This window comes from Saccharothrix sp., assembly GCF_031180885.1.
Lineage (GTDB): Bacteria > Actinomycetota > Actinomycetes > Mycobacteriales > Pseudonocardiaceae > Actinosynnema.
Window position 1 is genome coordinate 183574 of the sequence record NZ_JAPSLK010000009.1, and the last position, 18750, is coordinate 202323.

General features: G+C 71.1%; 6 protein-coding genes. 5 read left to right on the forward strand and 1 reads right to left on the reverse strand.

The features are described 5' to 3' along the window. Positions 1-864 precede the first annotated feature (864 nt). A complete protein-coding gene (locus tag RIN75_RS14940) occupies positions 865-1356 on the forward strand; it encodes a YbaB/EbfC family nucleoid-associated protein (protein WP_309112499.1) in 492 nt (163 codons plus the stop codon). 17 nt (positions 1357-1373) lie between these two features. After that, complete coding sequence (locus tag RIN75_RS14945) at positions 1374-3035, forward strand: hypothetical protein (protein ID WP_309112500.1); 1662 nt, start codon at positions 1374-1376, stop codon at positions 3033-3035. Here RIN75_RS14945 and RIN75_RS14950 read toward each other — a convergent pair. Beyond that, positions 3032-3199: a hypothetical protein gene (locus RIN75_RS14950; protein ID WP_309112501.1), complete on the reverse strand. Its 168-nt coding sequence runs from the start codon at positions 3197-3199 to the stop codon at positions 3032-3034. The two genes, RIN75_RS14945 and RIN75_RS14950, sit on opposite strands and share 4 nt — an antisense overlap. On the opposite strand from RIN75_RS14950, the gene RIN75_RS14955 reads away from it, so the two are divergent. From RIN75_RS14955 to RIN75_RS14965, 3 genes are all read left to right on the forward strand, one after another. Continuing rightward, complete coding sequence (locus RIN75_RS14955; RefSeq protein WP_309112502.1) at positions 3183-17666, forward strand: glycosyltransferase; 14484 nt, start codon at positions 3183-3185, stop codon at positions 17664-17666. The two genes, RIN75_RS14950 and RIN75_RS14955, sit on opposite strands and share 17 nt — an antisense overlap. 242 nt (positions 17667-17908) lie before the next feature. Then, positions 17909-18331, forward strand: a complete 423-nt coding sequence (gene sdhC, locus RIN75_RS14960; protein ID WP_309112503.1) for a succinate dehydrogenase, cytochrome b556 subunit — start codon at positions 17909-17911, stop codon at positions 18329-18331. A 1-nt stretch (position 18332) separates the two neighbouring features. After that, on the forward strand, positions 18333-18743 hold the full coding sequence (locus tag RIN75_RS14965; RefSeq protein ID WP_309112504.1) for a succinate dehydrogenase hydrophobic membrane anchor subunit: 411 nt from the start codon (positions 18333-18335) through the stop codon (positions 18741-18743). Positions 18744-18750 lie beyond the last annotated feature (7 nt).

Sequence of the window (18750 nt, forward strand, 5' to 3'; positions counted from 1 at the left end):
AGCGCGGTGGCTCTTGGCTTTTCCGCCCTCCCCGTATGCCCGCCCGAAGGGCTACCACAGATTTCCCGGCGCGGCCAAAAGTTTTGCGAGGAACGAGCAAAAAATTTTAGCGGCGCCCGGGAAATCTGTGGCGGGCTCCGCCAGGCCATACAGGGAGGGTGGAAAGCCCCGCTTTTGCTTTTCCTCCCCCGGAGGCCTCCCAAGCCGTCTTATCTTGAGAGCGCGTCAGCGCGTTTCAAGCTTTTGAAAGCGCTTTAAGCGCTTTGAACAACGCGCGAAGCGCTCTCGAGCAGCCGCGCCGACGCGCTCTCAAGATCAAAAGCGGCCTGGAGGCCGCCGATGGGGGGAAGGGCGTCGGTTCCCCCACCGCATGGCCCGGCAAAGCCAACCACAGATTCACCGGGTGCCGCTAAAAACTTTTGCTCGTTCCTCGCAAAACTTTTTGGCGGCACCCGGTGAATCTGTGGTAGCCCTTCGGGCAGGCCATACGGTGGGGGAACCGAAGCCCGCCGTGGCTGATAGCAGCCCGCCGCGCGGAGCGCGGCCTAAAAGCAGCCGCTGCGCGGCAAAAGCACGGGTGGACTACCGGGTGCGGACGAGCAGGGCTGCCGAGTGCGGACTAGCGCGCTGCCGGGGTGGGGGTGGGCGACTGCCGGGTGCGAGTGAGTGGGCTGCCGGGTGCGGGTGGGCGACTGCCGGGTGCGAGTGGGTGGGCTGCGGGAGGGATCTCCCCGCTGTCGTCCGGCGAGCGGAAGGTGCCGCGGACAACTCGGCTGCGGGCCACCCGTTGGTGGCGCGTTGGGACCGCGTTGGCGGGGGCCGCTGAACTCCAGCCTGCACCGGTATCCACCCCAGGAGGCAGCCTTGGACCCCCGCGCATGGCTCGACGACTACGAGTCGCGGATCGCCGACCTGCAACGCAAGTCCGTCGACCTGCAAGAGAACTTCGCCGCCGCCAACGGCCGCGCCACCAGTCAGGACGGGCAGGTCACGGTCACCGTCGGGCCCAACGGCGCGCTGATGAACCTCGAACTGGGGCACCGCGCGTGCGACCTCGGCCCCGCCCGGCTCACCGCCTTGATCCTGGAAACCGCACGGTCCGCGCAGAAGGTGGCGGCGGCCAAGGTGGTCGAGGCGTTCGAACCGCTCGGTGCGGACACCGAGGCGATGCGGTTCGTCCTCGACTCGATCGCCGCCCACGAGGAGCCCGAGGATGTCGACGAGTTCGACCCGGAACCCGAGCCGGAGCCCGAACCGCAGCGCGTCCCGCACCGTCCGCAGCCGGTCGCGCCGCAGCGGCCCGTCAGGCGGGCGCCGCGCGACGACGACGAAGACGACGACAACCAGCCCTGGTGACCTAGGAAGGCCAAGCCATGACCGCCCCCGACAAGCCGATCGCTTCGCCTCCCGGGATGGAGATCACCGAGGAGAACAAGTTCAAGGGCTCCTTGTTCATCGAGGCCTTCGACGGGCTGATCGACTCCATCGGCAAGGACGCCGAGTCCGAGACCGAGAAGGTCCTGGACATCACCTTCAACGCGATCGGCGCGGCCTCGTCGGTCGCGATGTTCGCCATGGACCCGTTCGGTTCGCTGCTCGGCGCGGGCATCGGTTGGCTGATCGAGCACGTGTCGTTCCTCAAAGAGGGTCTCGACCAGCTCATGGGCGACCCCGAGGACATCCAGGCCAACGTCGACGCGACCAAGAAGCAGGCCGCCGAGATCCGCGTGCTCGCCGAGGACCACAAGCAGGGCCTGGTGAAGTTCGACGGCTGGACCGGGCAGTCGTCCGAGCGGTTCCAGGCCAGCATGGACGCGATGGGCAAGGAACTCGACGACCTCGCCAACGCCGTCGAGACCAAGGCCAAGATCGTCGCGATCTGCGGCGTGCTGGTGCAGGTGCTGCGCGACATCGTCCGGGACATGATCGCCCAGTTGCTCGGGTCGCTGCTGGCGGGCGCGATCGCCGCCGCTGCCGCCGCGATCCCGACCTTCGGCGCGTCGATCGCGGCGTTCATCGGTTTCGCGGTCGGCAAGGCGGTGGCGCTGGCGACGAACATCGCGGCGCGCATCGCCCGGCTGATCGCGGCGCTGACCCGGAACATGGCCCGGATCAAGAACCTCGACGACGTGGTCACCAAGATCGGCAAGGGCTGGGACCGGTTCGAGAACATCGCCGACGTCGCCGAGATCTCCTGGGAGAGCTACAAGGCCGCCAAGGACGTCGACAAGGACATCGACAAGGCCAAGAAGCAAGACGACGAGATGGACAAGGTCCAGGCGGCCAACGACAAGGCCAAGGAGGCCAACGAGAAGTACCAGGCCGCCAAGGACGAGGAGAAGAAGCAGGCCGACGAGGCCAAGGCCGCGGGCGACAAGCTCAGCGAGGCCTCGGACAAGGCCGCCGAGGCCAACAAGAAGGCCCAGGCGGCGGCGGACGAGGTGAACAGGGCGGCCGCGTCCGGTGACCAGGCGGCCTACGACGCGGCGAAGGCCAAGTTCGACGCGGCCAAGGCGGAGGCGGACGCGGCGCGCGGCGAGGCGGCCAAGGCGGCCGAGGTGGCGGCGCGCGAAGCCCGGGACGTGTCGGACGCGGCGGACAAGTCCAAGGAGGCGCTGGACGCCACCAAGGCGCCCGACGACGCCGCCAAGGCCGCCTACGACGAGTACAAGAAGAACAACCCCGGCGGCGCCGCGGACCCCGCGCAGGAGGCGGCGGCGAACGACATGTCCGCCAAGAACGACGCCGCCAAGGCCGCGAACGCCAAGTACGAGCAGGCCAACGCCGACTTCGCCGCCGCCAACGCCGCCGCGGCCGAGGCCAACGCGAAGGCCTTCGCGTCCGGCAGCGACGCCGACATCGCGGCGGCCGAGCGCGCGTCGAAGGCCGCGCAGGAGGCGGGCAGGTCCGTCGAGCAGGCCGCCGCCGAGGCGAAGTCGTCCGGCGAGGCCGCGAAGTCCGCCTACGACTCGTACCAGGCGAAGTACTCCGCTCCGTCCACGGACACGAGCGGTTCGCCCAAGGTCCAGGTCTAGCCACCCCGCAGGAGAGAACCGCTCATGGCGCCCAAGAACCCCGGTGGCAGCAGCAACACCAGCCCGTCGCCGTCACCGTCGCCTTCCCCGTCACCGACGCCTCCGCCGCCGCCGGTGGGTGGCCCGACGGGGTCGTCCGGGTTCGGCATGAGCAGTTCCACCATGGACGGCCTCCAGTCCAAGGCGGGGGACTTCCAGTCCAGGCTGAACGCCATCACCGGGGGCCTGCGCGGGTTGCAGTTGGGCGGGAACGCGCTCGGACCCATCGGCCTGTTCGCGGTGCCCGCGTTGAACAACTCGAACAACAACTCGGTGGCGCAGGCGGAGCGGGCGGCGACGACGTTCGGCAACGTCCAGGCGGGGTTGAAGGCGACCGCGCAGACGCACTTCGACACCGACCGCAACAGCCAGAAGGAGTTCAACAAGTTCAACCCGGACTCCGGGGCGCAGAAGCCGCCGGGTGGGCCGACCACGGCTCCCCCGGTGTCGCCGAAGCCGTCGGGGCCGCAGGTCAGCACGTTCGGCGGGGTGAAGGGCGGGACGGGGCCGGGTGTTCCGGGCGCCACGCCACCGGGTGGCCCTTCGGTCGCGCCCATCACCGGCCCCAAGGGCGGCCCGACGACCACTCCGACCGGCGGACCCAAGACATCCGGCGGACCTTCCGTCGCGCCCATCACCGGCCCCAAGGGCGGCCCGACGACCACTCCGACCGGCGGACCCAAGACACCTGGTGGCCCGTCCGTCGGGCCCGTCACCAGCCCCAAGGGCGGACCCACGACCACTCCGACCGGCGGACCCAAGACATCCGGCGGACCTTCCGTCGCGCCGATCACCGGCCCCAAGGGCGGGCCTGTGCCCACCGGGGCGTTCCCGTCCACGACCGTTCCGCCGACCGGTGCCGCACCGACGAGCACCCCGAAGGGTGGGGGCAGCACGCCGTCCGGCGGCCCCAAGGTCCCCGGCGGCGTTCCCGGTGGTGTTCCCGGCGGCGTTCCCGGTGGCGTGCCTGGCGGTGTTCCTGGTCGTGGTCCGGGAGCGACCCCACCCGGCACCAACCTCGGTCCGGGCGCGAAGACGGCGGCGGGCGCGGCCCCCACGGCCACCCCGCCGACCACCAACCCTGCCACCTCCACCCCCAAGGGCGGCACGGTCCCCCCGATGGCCGGCGGCGTGCCACCGATGGGCGCGGCACCGGGAGGTCCGGCGGCGGCGAACACGGACCGGTCCAGCAAGTTCACCGGCGGCCCGACCAAGGGCGTCTTCGACACGCCCAAGCCGCCCACCGGCAACGGCACCATCGACAAGGCCCCGACCTCGTCCCCGTCCACCCCACCCTCCGCACCGCCCACCCCGAAGTCGGACACCGGCGGCCCCAAGCCACCCCCCACCCAGGTCCCGCCGAGCCAGAACACGCCGAGCCAGAACACGCCGACTTCGACGCCGGGTCAGAACACGCCCCCGTCCGGCGCACAACCGAAGCCCAACGTCCCCACCCCGCCGATCAACCCGGCCGCCACCCCGACGACCCCGGGCGCGGTCCCACCGGTGGCGGCCCCCGGTGCCACACCCGGCGCAACCCCGCCCGGCAGCGACCGCACCAGCAAGTTCGCCGGCGGCCCCGGCAAGGGCGTGTTCGACGCACCCAAGCCGCCCACCCCGGACGGCACCATCACCAAGGCACCGCCGTCCTCCCCCTCGACCCCACCCCCGGCCCCCAAGCCGACCCCGGTCACCCAAGCACCGGCCACCCCCACGCCGACCCCGGTCACCTCACCCCCGGTCGCGCCGGCCCCGGTCTCGCCCAACACGGACCCGCAGCCCCGCACCCGCCCGGCCCCCGCCCCCGCGACCACCTCCACGAACCCGAACCCGAACCCCGCGCCAACCCCCAACACCGGCGCGAACCCGGCCCCCAACACCGCCCGCCCCCCAGCACCACCCATCACCCCAGGCACCCCGGCCCCACCCACCGTCAACCCGGTCGTCGCCCCCGGCGTCGTGGTCAACAGCGGCGGCAAGGCGCAGGTCGGGCCGCCCCCGCGCCTCGCCCAGGTCGCCAACACCATCAAGAACGTCAGCCGCGTCTTCCAGCCCGCCCCACCCCCGACCCCGACCTCCGACCCCACCCCCACGGTCACCACCCCCAGCCCGATGGCACCGGTCCTCAAGCCGAGCGCCAACCCCGCCTCGATGGACCTCGACACTCTCAAGGGCCACATCACCCAGGCCGTGCAGGAAGGCGCACCCGTTCGCGCCCGCATCCTGCTCAACCGCCTGAACGGCACCGACGTCCACGCCGAGCTCCAGGCGCACTTCGACCAGGAAGTCGCCGACACCCCGAGCGTGCCGCCGGTCGACGTGCCCAAGCAGGTCAACTTCGTCTGGTTCGGCGCCACGCCCAAGCCCGGCGCGGTCGAGAACATGGTCGAGTGGGCCGGCAAGGCGGGCCAGACCGACGGCCAGTGGAAGATCACCCTCTGGACCGACAAGGGCGCCGCCAAGTGGGACCCGGACGTCGTCAAGCAGCTCAACGACGCCGGCATCGACATCAAGACCGACACCGACGCCCTGGTCAACGACCTCTCCCTCGACGTCGAGAGCCGTGCCGACAACCGCAAGCCGACCCTCGCGGAGATCTACAAGCACGCCGACCAGGCCGGCGCCTACAACCTCGCGTCCGACATCGTTCGCTACGCCGTCCTGGCCAAGCAGGGCGGCGTCTACGCGGACGTCGACATCGCCCCCGGCTCGGTCGACCTCAACGCCATGGGCGACATCCGGATGCGGCAGGACGACGTCCCGCTGTTCGCCCCGCGCCTGCGCGACGAGACGAGCGTGCGCGACGAACTGGGCCTGGGCAAGAACGACCCGATCACCCCCGAGCAGGTGGCCGAGGCCGCCGACAGGCGGTACGACAAGGGGTCGCTGAACAACAACTTCATCGTCGCCCCGCCCGGTTCGAACTTCATCCGGTCGTTCGCGGACACCATCCCGCAGAAGTACACGTCCCTGAAGAACCAGATGCCGCCGCAGACCTTCGACAGCGAGTTGAAGAACCTGGCGTCGGACATCTCCGGTCCGACCGTGCTGAACGACTCGCCGGTCCCCTGGATGAAGCCGTCCGACGGCCTCATGGGCCGCTACACCATGCACAACTCCGACCTCGGCTTCCAGCCGGTCGAGAACGGCCCCCTCAAGCCGCTGGTCAAGCCCACGGACTTCAACGCCCTGTTCGACCCGGCCGTCAAGGACCAGTGGTCGGGCCTGAAGTGGGTCACCGACCTCAGCAGCGACCAGCTGGACACCCCGGCCGTCCCGTCGAACGACCCGGGCCCGTCCAGCCGCCCCGCCCCGCAACCGGCCACCACCCCGGACACCACCACCGACACCACTCCGGCACCCCCGAACACCGAAGCACCGCCGCAGTCCCGGGACATCGCCAACGACGAGTCCTGGCGGCACAGCACCGAGAGCACCGCGGACTGGTTCACCCCGGACAACCCGCAGCCGTCGAGCCAGTGGGACTCCGTGCGGGACAAGGCACCCGTGCGCACGGTGGACACCGAGGTCGCCGACGTGCAGCGGTCGAGCACGCCGGGCAGCATCGACTCGATCACCGGTCTGATCAAGCACGACGTGCGCCGGATGGAGGTGGCGCCCGGCGTGTGGGTCAAGGAGTACACGCTCAAGGTGCACCTCAACCCGGCCGACGGCGTGTCACAGTCCACTGTGGACGATGTGCGGAACAGGGCGACCGAGGGCGTCGACCGGCTGCTCAACCAGGGCTACCGGCTGCCGTCCGGTGACCAGTTCCACGCCCGGGTCGAGTTCGTCACCGACCCGGCACAGGCGCACACCAGCATCAACGTCTCCACCAACACCAACCCGGACCAGCTCAACTGGAGCACGAACTCGTCCGCGAACGTGCTCGCCCACGAGGTCGCGCACTACTTCGGCCTGCCCGACGAGTACAAGGACGCCGACAACCCGGACGCCCGCATCTTCAACAGCGACGGCAAGCCGCTGCCCGCCGGGCACACCCGGTCCAACCTGGTGGTCCAGGACAACGGCCTGATGGGCGCGGGCGTGGACGCCGACCCGGAGCTCAAGCCGCGGCACCTGTGGCAGATCGAGCGCACCACCAGCAGCCAGGTGATGGTCCCCGACGCCGACCACGCCACCCTCCACGACCCGGACTCCCCACGCCAATCCCCACCCCCCCGCCTCCCCGACCACGGCCTCCGCCCCGACACCGACGTCCGCCCCGTCGCCCCACCCGCGCCCACCACGACGGCCGGCCAAAGCGCACCCCCACCCCCGCCGCCACCGCCTCCTGCGCCAACCACGACCACGGCCGGCCAGAGCGCACCCCCACCACCGCCGCCACCGCCTCCTGCGCCAACCACGACCACGGCCGGCCAGAGCGCACCCCCACCACCGCCGCCACCTCCCGCACCGGCCAACCAGAACGCGGGCCGGAACAACCAGGGCGCACCGCCACCCCCACCACCACCCGGCGGCCCCTCGGCGCAGCAGAACGCCGGCCCGCCCCCACCGCCACCCCCCGGCGGTCTCCCGCCGCAGCCGGACGCCGGCCCGTCCCGCCCACCGGCCACGTTCTCCGCGCGCCTGAACGACTCCCTCACCGAGGGTGTCTCCTCGCGCCTGCCCGACCCCCTGCCGTCGTCCCCGCTGGACATCGCGGGCGTCCAGATCGACGTCGGCCACATCCAGGCCGGTTTCGACGCGATGTTCGACACCCTTCAGCACGACTACGGCATCACCACCCGGCCCGCGGTCGACCCGAACCTGATCGTGCGCCTCGACGAGGGGACGTTCGCCCGGCACTTCGCCGTCCAGCAGGCGATGGACGAAGCCCTCAGCGTGAACGACCGGGGCCCGACCGACCTGACCGTCGAGCAGCTCACCGACCAGGGCATCGACCCGCGCCAGGTGCGCACCGAGATCCTCAGCCCGGACTTCCTGGCCCGCCTGAACAACGGCGACCCCGACGCGACCGCCCGCCTGAACCAGCTCCTGGACCAGATCGCCCAGCTCAAGGCCGGTCAGGGCGACGCGGACGCCATGCGCCGGCAGTTGATCCAGAACACCGAGACCAACCCGGCCCGCGCGATCAACGGTCACGTCCTGCTCAACACCGGCCACCTCAACGGCCTCTCCACCGACTCCGCGCGCCGGGCGGACGCGATCCGGCACCTGCTGGTGCACGAGTTCATGCACGCGCACTCGGTGGGCAGCGACCGGACCTTCGCACACCGGCACGGGGAGGGCGGCCTCTACAGCGCCAACCTCAACCCCGACGAGGCGATGACCGAACTGCTCGCCCGCCGGGTCACCGACGCCCTGGCCGGTCGGCTGGGCGAAACGCCGCAGTACAACGAGTTCCCCGGTGGCGGCAACCGCTACCAGGACAACGTCGACCGCCTCGCGAACGAGCTGAACCGGCCGAACCGCCCCTGGAACCCGTTCAACGCGGACCATGCCTTCCGCACCATGCTGAACGAGTACTTCCACGGCCCCACCCCGGCCCCCACCACCCAAACCCCGCCGGCCGACAACGGCGGCACACCACCACCCCCTCCACCACCCGCCAACAACGGCGCCAACCCGGCGGACGACAACGGCGCACCACCGCCCCCGCCACCGCCGCCCGCCCCGCGCACCCGCCCGGCACCGCCGCAGGCCATCCCGATGGTCGTAGTCACCCCGCCGGTCCCCACCACCGTCCTCCCCGGCCCCCTCCCCGAGTTCTTCCAGTCCAACCAGGGCCTGGGCACGATCGCCACCAACGACGTGCACGGCGTGGCCAAGGTGACCGGCGCCATCACCACTCTCCTCAACACCCAAAACCCCAACGCCAAGCAACTCGGCGTCGACCACATCGGCCACCAGCTCGACACCAACTTCGAGTCGTTCCTCGGCCCCGGCCGCACCTTCCAGGTCAAGGTCGGCGGCACCTGGCTCGACGCCAAGGTCCAGGCCGTCCTGCACAACCCGGCGGCCGACCCGACCAGCACCCCGCCGCAGACCACCAAGGTCGACATGCAGGTCAACAGCGGCGCGACCACGTCCACCACGACCAACCTCACCACAGCGAACACGGTCGGCGTCAGCGCGTCCGCCAGCCAGGGGCTCGGCGCGTACGGGGCGCTCTCGGTCAGCGCCCCGCTCTCCACCCCGGCCACGACCGTCACCACGAGCACGTCCACCGTCGACAACCGGGTGATCCGCGCGGGCGAGACGTCCACGCAGGTCGACGTCCCGGTCGCCGTCCTGGTCACCCTCTCCGACCCCGTGTCGGGCACGGTCCTGGACCAGGCCAACGTGCGCACCGACAACGACGGCCCGATGAGCGTGTCCCTCCAGATCCCGGACGACCTGCGCCACCTCGGCCCGGGCGTCCCCGGCGACATCAGGCCGCCGAAGGACGACTGGGGCACGAAGGTCGAGCACGTCGTCCCCGAAGCGGTCCACGTCAACCCAGCCGACGCGAACGCCGCGTTCAAGGCCCTGTCCGAAGCCCTGCACCCGTCGATCACGCTCCCCGGCGCGGACGGCCGCACGGCCCTGCGGGACTTCCTCAGCGGCACCAACATCCGCGACAACCTCGGCCCGATGCTCGGCGGCTGGGTCACCTCACCCAACCTGACCAGCCCGAACGGCGGTCACACGGGCGCGGTGCGGATGACCGCGCACCCGGTGACCGCGGAACTGCTCGGCACCCACAACTCCGCCCAGCTGCGCCTGCACGACGCCACCACCACCGGCACCGGCGTCAGCTCCACGGTCAGCAGCGGCGTCGACGTGAGCGCGGCGGTCGGCGGCGGGGTGGGTGCGCCCAGCGTCGGCGTCGGCTCGGCCGGCCTCACCGGCGGCTACGGCGCGAAGACGTCGGTCACCGTTAACACCGGCACCACGACGACCAACAAGACCGGCATCCAGGTCAAGGGCGACACCGGCCTCTACAAGGTGACGACCAACGTCGAAGTCCAGACGTCCAACGGGAAGAGCCACACCTTCCCGGTCACCTCCTACGTCCGCATGGGCCTGCACGAGGCCGCCGCGCACGGCCTGCCCACCCCGCCCGGCACGCGCGACACCCTCACCAAGCCGACCAAGGACGGCAAGCCCCGCTACGAACCGCTCTACCTGTCCACCGGCCTGGCCGCGGGCAACATCCGGGTCGGCGAGTTCGCGCCGGCGAGCAACGTGCTGCCGGCCGTGGAGCAGGCGTTGCGCGACGTCCCCGACCTCAAGGGCCTGCTGCCGGACTGGGAGAAGGCGGGCAACCGGCTCAAGACCGCCCACAAGTCCGCGGAACTGGCCCAGCAACTAGCCAACCAGCGCAAGCTCGACGCCGAACTCTCACCCACCGCGCTCAAGTCCAAAATGGACAGCCTGCTCGGACCGGGCGTCCAGGTGCGGTTCAAGCGCGAGGGCAAGGCGCACGACACCTTCGTCAACGTCAAGATCACCGCGAAGCTCGCCGAGGGCACGCACCTCGGTGAAGCGGACGCCCGCAACATCCGCGGCTCGTCCTCGACCGCGCCCAAGCTGGACAGCTCCGCCGCCACCCAGAAGGGCTTCAGCGTCGGCGTCGAGGGCCGCGGTGGCGCGTCGCTCAAGCCGCCGGGCGCGAGCGTGTCGCCGACCGCCACACTGGCCGCCAAGTACAACCAGTCCACGGCCGTGAAGACGACCGCGGGCCCCACAGTGGCCGGCAACTCCCTGCACGTGGGCAGCGCGGACGCGCAGGTCTTCGCCCACCGGGTCGACTTCACCATCGAGATCACCGAGTTCAGCCGCACCCAGTCCTGGGTCAAGCGGGTCACCGTCGGCTCGCCGAACCTCCAGGTGCCCGATCCCAAGACGGTCGCCACCGTCACGTCGGCGGACAACCCCGACCTCGGCGGCAAGGTCCACCTGTGGGTGTCGGACGGGTCGGCGCTCAAGACCGACCAGAAGGCGTTCAAGCCCGGCGACCCCACCACCGTGCCGCTGCCGCCCAACGTCACGGTCTCCTCGGTGCTCAACCCGCCCACCACCAGGCCGAAGCAGCCGGACTGGCTGCACGTCGAAGCCGTGGCTAACGCGGAAACGTTGCGGGACAACGCGATCAAGCTGCTCAACGAGGCCGCCGGCGGCAAGGACACCGCGCTGACCGTGCCCGGGACCGAGTCGCGCAACCAGATCGACAAGATGTTCTCCCCGGAGAACCTCAAGGCGAACCTGCGCAAGATGACCGAGACCGGCGTCGGCGAGACCGGTCTGCGCTACGACCGGCGCGTCGCCGACCGGACCGGCGCGATCGGCATGTCCGTCGAGCTGAGCGCCCCGCGCCTGGTCTCGGTCTCGGACATCACGCCGACCGAGAACTCCACCACCGGCGGGTCGAAGGCGGCCGAGACCACCACCAAGAACAAGTCGGTGGACGGCACGGCGTCCGCCGGGTTCGGCGCGCGGCCCAGCGGCGCGTCGCCGAAGGGCGCGAGCGGGTTCACCGTGCAGGGCAAGTGGACGCCGTGGTCGAAGTCCGACGCGCAGACCACCGAGGTCGGCGGCTCCGTGGACCGCAACCTGGTCACCCCGCCCGCCGAACGCACCGTGCTGGTGCAGATGGACGCCACGTTCATCGTCGCGACCGAGAGCCGCAACGAGAACGCGGCGCACAAGGGCACCCCGCGGGCCAAGGCGGCGGCCGTGCTCATGCCGGGCGGCGTGTTCGTGCGGGTCAGCGAGCAGACCGCGCGCGAGATGGGCCTGCTGCCGGACGTCAAGCAGCCCGAACCCGCCAAGCACGGCACGATGCAGCCGCCCAAGCGGCTCAACCCGAACGAGCCGGGCGCGCTGGGCCTGAGCCTGGTGGACAAGGCGCCCGACCTGTCGACCACGGTGAAGGACCTCGCCGCGCAGGTCAACAAGGGCACCAAGCTCATCCCGGACTCGGTGCTCGACGACTCGATGGGCAACCTCCAGCGCCTGGTCGACCTGACCTCGCCGACCGGCGTGAAGGCGCTGGTGGACAGCGCGCTGGACGGCGGCGTGCCGCTGCTGCTGCACAAGCCGGGCGCGGTGATCGGCAAGGACAGCTACCAGGTCACGCTGAAGGCGCACGTGGGCGTGCCGGTGTTCGACAAGGCGGTCAACGACGGCCGCGAGATCGAGCACACGGTCTCCGGCACCCGCAAGGACGCCGACGCGCAGGGCAAGGGCACGAGCTGGGGCGTGGGCGTGAAGGTGCCCGCCAGCGCGGTGCCCGACGCGTCGGGGAACCTGTCCGGCAACGTCGGGGTCGCGGTCGGCGCGAACGTCGGCGTCGGGCAGAGCAAGACCACGACCGACGCCACCACCGACCAGTTCGGCCACCTGCACGCGGGCGGCGGGCCGGCGGTCCGCTACGACGTGCCGGTCCGGTTCGAACTGGTGGTGGAGAAGGGCAGCAAGGTCGTCGGCCACGCGGTGAGCCCGGAGACGACCCTCGGCGTGCGATTGCACGCGGACAGCGTGCGGGTGCAGCCGCCGACCGGCCCCGAAGCCCGCGATGGCTACCGCGCCGAGGCGGACAGCCGTCCGCCGACCGACGCCGGGCCGGACCAGGTCACCGCGTGGCAGAGCGCGGGCGCGGGCCTGCCGACCACCGCGTCCGTCGAGGGCATGAGGGGCGCGGCGGACGTGCGGCGGGCCGCGATCGCGGCGTTGCAGAAGGCGGGCGCGGGCAGCGGGATCACCGGCAAGGGCACCGCCCCGCTGAACGCCCTGCTGTCCACGCTCAGCTCCGAACACCTCCAGGCCGGCCTGCCCGGCATGACCAAGGCGCCGCTCGACGTGCCCGGCCTGCACGAGTCCACCCTGGGCTCGGCGCAGCACGCGGACCTCAAGGTGTACGCGCGGCTGGTGAACCCGAGGCTCGGCTCGCTCAGCGACTCGGTGAACCTGGAGAACCCGACCTCGACCGTGCACGCGGTGTCCACGGACGTGAAGTCCGCGCAGACCGGCGACGTGTCGATCGGCGTGGCCGGCGGCGGGTTCTCGCAGGCCGCCAAGGACGCGCAGGGCAACCCGGACCCGGTCCACACGCCGAGCTTCACCACCGGCGGGATCGAGGGCAAGCACGCGAGCGAGGCGTCCACGACGGACTCGTCCGGCCCGACCGGCAACAAGGTGCAGAACCTCAAACCGCAGGGCCGCACCGGGTTGGTGGAGTTCGACGTCGAGTACCGGTTCGTGGCCGACCTGGGCGGCGGCAAGGTCGGCGTGTACGACCTGACCGTGCCCGGCTCGGCGGACGTCCGGATGCCCGCCGCCGACGTGGAGAACCTGCTCGGCCGCCCGTTCGGCGAGGACCTGGGCGCGGCCCAGAAGCAGGTCGCGGACACCGCGAAGGCGTGGCGCACGGCCGAGGTCGCGGTGGACGACGCCCGCCACGCCGCGCAGGACCTGATCACCGACTCCGCCGCCGCGAAGGCCGAGGCGCAGCAGGCCGTGACCGACGCCCACGGGGTGCTGGAGAAGGCCGTCGAGGCCCACGACAAGGCGGCGCAGAACCTGCCGGAGCTGCAAAAAGCGCTGGAAGACGCCCAGATCGAGGAGCAGAAGGCCGCCGACGACCTCCGGGACCGGCAGAACGACATCCCCGACCTGGAACGCCTGGCCCGGCGGACGGCCGAGTTCGCCAGGCTCGCCGACGAGGACGTGCGGACGACCGGCGACACGGTCGGCGCGCGCGAGGTCCAGGTGCGCACGGCGACCGAACGCCTCCGGCTGGCCAACGAGAACCTGGACGCCGCGAACGAGGCCATGGCGACGTTCTCGGGTCCGCCCGAGGGTCGTGGCGCGCTGGAGACCGACGTCCGGGAGGCGACCGAGGTGGTCGAGGCCCGGACCCAGGACCTGAAGAAGCTGGAAGACAGCCTCAAGGACGCCCAGGACGAGCACAAGGCAGCCCTCGACGAGCAGAAGGACACCGCCGAGGCGGCCGAGAAGGCCGCGAAGAACCTGGCGGACGCCCGCAAGGCGGAACTGGCGGCGGTCGAACGACTCACCCTGGCCACCACCGCGCTGGTCCAGGCCGAACTGAACCTGCAGCCGGTCGCCGAGGCCACGGCCCAGGCCGAGCTGGACCGCCAGGCCGCGCAGGCACGCTACGACCAGGCGGTCGAGGACGGCCGGCGCATCGTGGAGAACGCCGACCAGGCCATCCTCGCCGCCGAGACGACCCTGGCCGAGCGCCGCGCGGCGGCCGACGCCGAGCAGGCCAAGTGGTGGGCCGCCAAGTCCGCGGTGGACCAGCAAATCACCGCCTTCAACACCACCCCGCCGAACCAGCCGCCCGCACCCCCGACCCCGCCGGACCAGCCCCCGCCCCTTCCCGCCGAGTCGGAGATCCAGCCGGCCCCGCCGAACGCACCGGCCCCGCGCGGTGTCCCAGTGCAGCCGATGGCCGATCCCCTGCCGGTCACCCCGAGGTCCACCCCCACCGGCCCCGCCCCCGAGCGGTCGTTCGACTTCACCGACGACCTCTCCGACACCCAGCGCACCCAGCTCGACGACCTCGCCACCGAACTCAGCGAGGCCACCGCCCAACGCGACCGCCTCGGCTACCTCCCACCCACCGTCGAGGTCTCCGGCGCCAACGCGGCCACCGTGGCGCAAGCCCTCGCCCAACAGGGCATCGAGTCCAAGGTCACCCCCGGCCGCGCCGACGGCGTGGACGTCAAGGTCGACTGGGACCTCAAGCGCCCCGAGGGCTACGTCGCCCCCACCGCACCCGTCGGCGCGAAGATCACCGAAACGGTGATCACCGCCCAGGAACCGTCACGCTCCGTCCTCGACGACGAGTCCTGGCGGCACAGCACCACCACAGACGCCGAGTGGTTCACTCCAACCAACCCGGTCCCCAACGCCACCATCGAACAGGCCCGCACCACCGCCCCGGTCACCTCGACGGTCCGCGGCGAGGACAGCGGCGTCATGGCCAACTCCGCCGTCAGCCCCGACGGCATCACCCTGAACCCGTGGCGCGGCCCCATCGCCTACGACGTCCGCACCATGACGATCGACGGCGTCGAGGTCCACGACCTGACCGTCAGGCTCCACCTCGACGGCCACCCCGACCAGGCGGCGGCCGTGCAGGAGCGCACCCGGGCCGGCGTCGAGGAGCTGTTCAACCAGGGCAACCGCCTCCCCGGCGGCGGGCAGCTCCACGTCACCGTCGAGTTCACCGACCACCCCTCCGACGCCCACGCCACCATCACCCTCACCGACCCGGAGGGCCGCGCCGACCAGCTCACCTGGCCGGTCGACACCGACGCCCGCCACCTCGCCCACGAGGTCGGCCACTTCCTCGGCCTCCAGGACGAGTACCTGGAGACCGACGCGGTGAAGCCGGTCTTCCAGCACCAGGACGGCAAGGGCCGCGTCATGACCGACAACGCCCCCATGACCGCCGGCATCGACGCACGCGACACCACCCTCAAGCCCCGGAACGCCTGGCTCATCGAGAACCGCATGAGGGCGTTGGAGTCGTTCAACCCACCCACCGCCGAACCTTGGTCCGACACCGCCGCTCCGCCGAACGGGCCCACCAAGCGCACAGCGGACGAGATGGAGATCGACGACGTCCCCGGCGAGCAGTCCAACAAACGCCACGAACCCGACGACGAACCGTCCGACGTGGACGATGAAGACGTCGAGATGACCGACGACAACACGGTCACCCTCGACAACGCGGGCGGCATCCAGAACACCGCCTTCGAGAACCTCGCCCAAGGCCGCACCCTGACCCCGATCACCCCGGGCGACCACCTCGACCGCACCCGCCGCAGCATCGAGAACAACGAGCCGCCGGCGTTCGTGGTCAACATGATCGTCCGGGCGAGCGAGCTGGACCAGCTCGACACCGTCATCGCGGGCGTCATGGCGAACACCCCGCCCGACCTGCGCGGCCGGGTCGCGTTCGTGCTCGGCGTCAACGCCCCGACCCGCGCGGAGATCGACACCGCCCTGGCTCAAGCGAATGCCACCGTCCAGGCCCGCCCGGAACCGATCGCCCTGGTCAACCTGCCCCACCCCAACCGGGGCTTCGCGTTCGGCGAGACCCGCAACCGCACGCTGGACAGCAATGCGCACCGCTTCGCCGTCCACGCCCTCGCCGCCAACGGCACCCACCCGTACGTGTCGGTGATGGACTTCGACGCGAGCGACCGCCGCACCCCGTCCGGACGGCACGTCTTCGCCCACGTGACGACCCTCATGGACGCCACGGACGTGGACGACAACCCCGAACCGCTGCGCCCCCTGCTCGTCGGCGGCGGCTACCGCGTCACCGACCCGCAACAACTCGTCCAGGACACGCTCGCCCGCATCAACGCCGACCAGTCCCTCACCCCGGAGACCCGCCAGTCCTATGTGGACACGGTCACCGACCCGGACTTCGTGGCCCGCTTCGAGCAGCAGATCGCGGCCGACATGCACGCCCGCCGCAACCAGTCCGGCATCCACCCGCTGCTGCCCTACACGCCGGAGCCGAACCTGTTCTTCGACGCCCTGGTGCCGCTGGTGGACGACACCGTCCGGTTCGGCCCGGACGGTGCGGAGTTCGGCGGCCTGGGCCGCTCGCTCAACCGGTTCTACGCCGCCGAACTGGCCGCCGTGCACGCACCCGACCTGGCCGACGACGACCCGGCGGACGTGCGCGAGCGGGTGAACGTCGACGCGCAGAACAACCGGCACCCGGTGCGCGGCCAGGCGTTCACCACGGACTTCGTCGACGGCGCGACCGGCACGGACCTGTCCCGCCTGGCCTACGGGCAGGTCAAGGACGGCAAGCTGCCCCAGTCGCACACCGCCCTGCCGAACGTGACCGAGCGGTTCGTGGCGAACAAGAAGGCCAAGGAAGGCACCCGGTTCGCCAACCAGCGCGCCGAGGCCGCCGCCGGCCGGGTCCCCGAGCCGTTCCCGGTGCCGCCGCCCGGCCAGACCTCGACCACCTGGAACCCGTCCACCACCACCCACAAGCAGCTGGGCGCGCCGAAGAAGAACGCCCTCAACCCGGCCGTGTCGACGCCGGTGCCCGCACCGTTCCAAGGCGTCACCGCGGGCATCCAGCCGGAGCACAAGGTGGTGTCGGCACACGGCCTGGTCACCTCCGACCACGTCAGCGAGGCCCGGCGGCACCTGCGGTTCATCGCCACCGACCTGCTGCCCACCGCCCCGCCGCCCACCGCCGACGGCCTGTACGCGGCGATCGGCCAGGCGGCCGGCGTCGACCCGGTGACCCTGCGGCACGGCGTGGTGACCATGGCGTCGAGCGACGAGGCGGCGCAGACCGTCGCGGAGTTCACCGTCGCCCGCCCGATGCGCCGGGGTCACCTGTACGGGGCGCTGGTGGAGCACCTGAACTGGTCGTTCCGCGACCCGGACGAGAACACCCGGGCGGGCAACGCGCGCGACCTGACCGCCCGCCTGATCGCCACCCGGTTGGGCGTGAACGTGGTCATCCACCAGGGTGGCCAGCCGACCGTCCTGCACCCCCTCAACGGCCCGGCGCAGCACTCCGTGGAAATCGAACTCGTCGTGGTGAACGGGGTGGCGACTTACCGCCGCCGTTAGGGAAAAGGTCTCGAAAAGGTCTCAAAAAGCCGGTTCGGATCACTCACCCGAGTGATCCGGACCGCACAGCCACGCCTTAGGCGCGGTGAAGTGAATGCATCAAGGACGACCCATTTGTTCTGTCAGTCACAGACGGCGGCGGCCATTGGGTCGTGCCGACCGGGCGGGACTAGCATCCGGGGGTCAAGGTCCCTCCCAGCACGGGGAGACCAGTCCACCACTGACGCTGGAGGCCGTTGCGCATGGCCGGCACCACCGCAACCGAGCGGTCGGGCACCTCCAAGGGAGGCGGCACGCTCTACCGTGGCGATCTGGGCATGTGGTCCTGGGTCGCCCACCGCATCACCGGTGTGTTGACGTTCTTCTTCCTGTTCGCGCACGTCCTGGACACCGCGCTGGTGCGGGTGTCGCCGGACGCGTACGACAAGGTCATCGAGACCTACAAGAACCCGATCGTCAACCTGTTCGAGGTCGGCCTCGTCGGGGCGGTGCTCTACCACGCGCTCAACGGCATCCGCGTGATGCTCGTCGACTTCTGGGAGAAGGGTCCCCGCTACCAGCGCCAGATGCTGTGGGCGATCCTCGGCCTCTGGGTGCTCGTGATGATCCCGGGCACCTACTTCATGCTGGTCCGCACGGTGTCCGAGATGTTCGGGGGTCACTGAGATGAGCGAGCTGACCCTGGCCAGGCCGCGCTCCCCGCGCCGCCCCGCCGCCCGCCGCAGCAACGGCGAGCTGTACAGCTGGCTGTTCATGCGCATCTCGGGCGTGGCGCTCGTGGTGCTGGTGCTCGGCCACCTGTTCATCATGAACGTCCTCGACGGCGGTGTGCACCGCATCAACTTCGGCTTCGTCGCCGGCCGCTGGGCCTCGCCGTTCTGGCAGTTCTGGGACCTGGCGATGCTGTGGCTGGCGCAGATCCACGGCGGCAACGGCCTGCGCACGGTCATCAACGACTACGCCCGCAAGGACGCGACCCGGTTCTGGCTCAAGGTGCTGCTGTACGTCTCGATGGTGCTGATCATCAGCCTCGGCACGTACGTGATCTTCACCTTCGACCCGAACATCACCGACTGACCCGCCG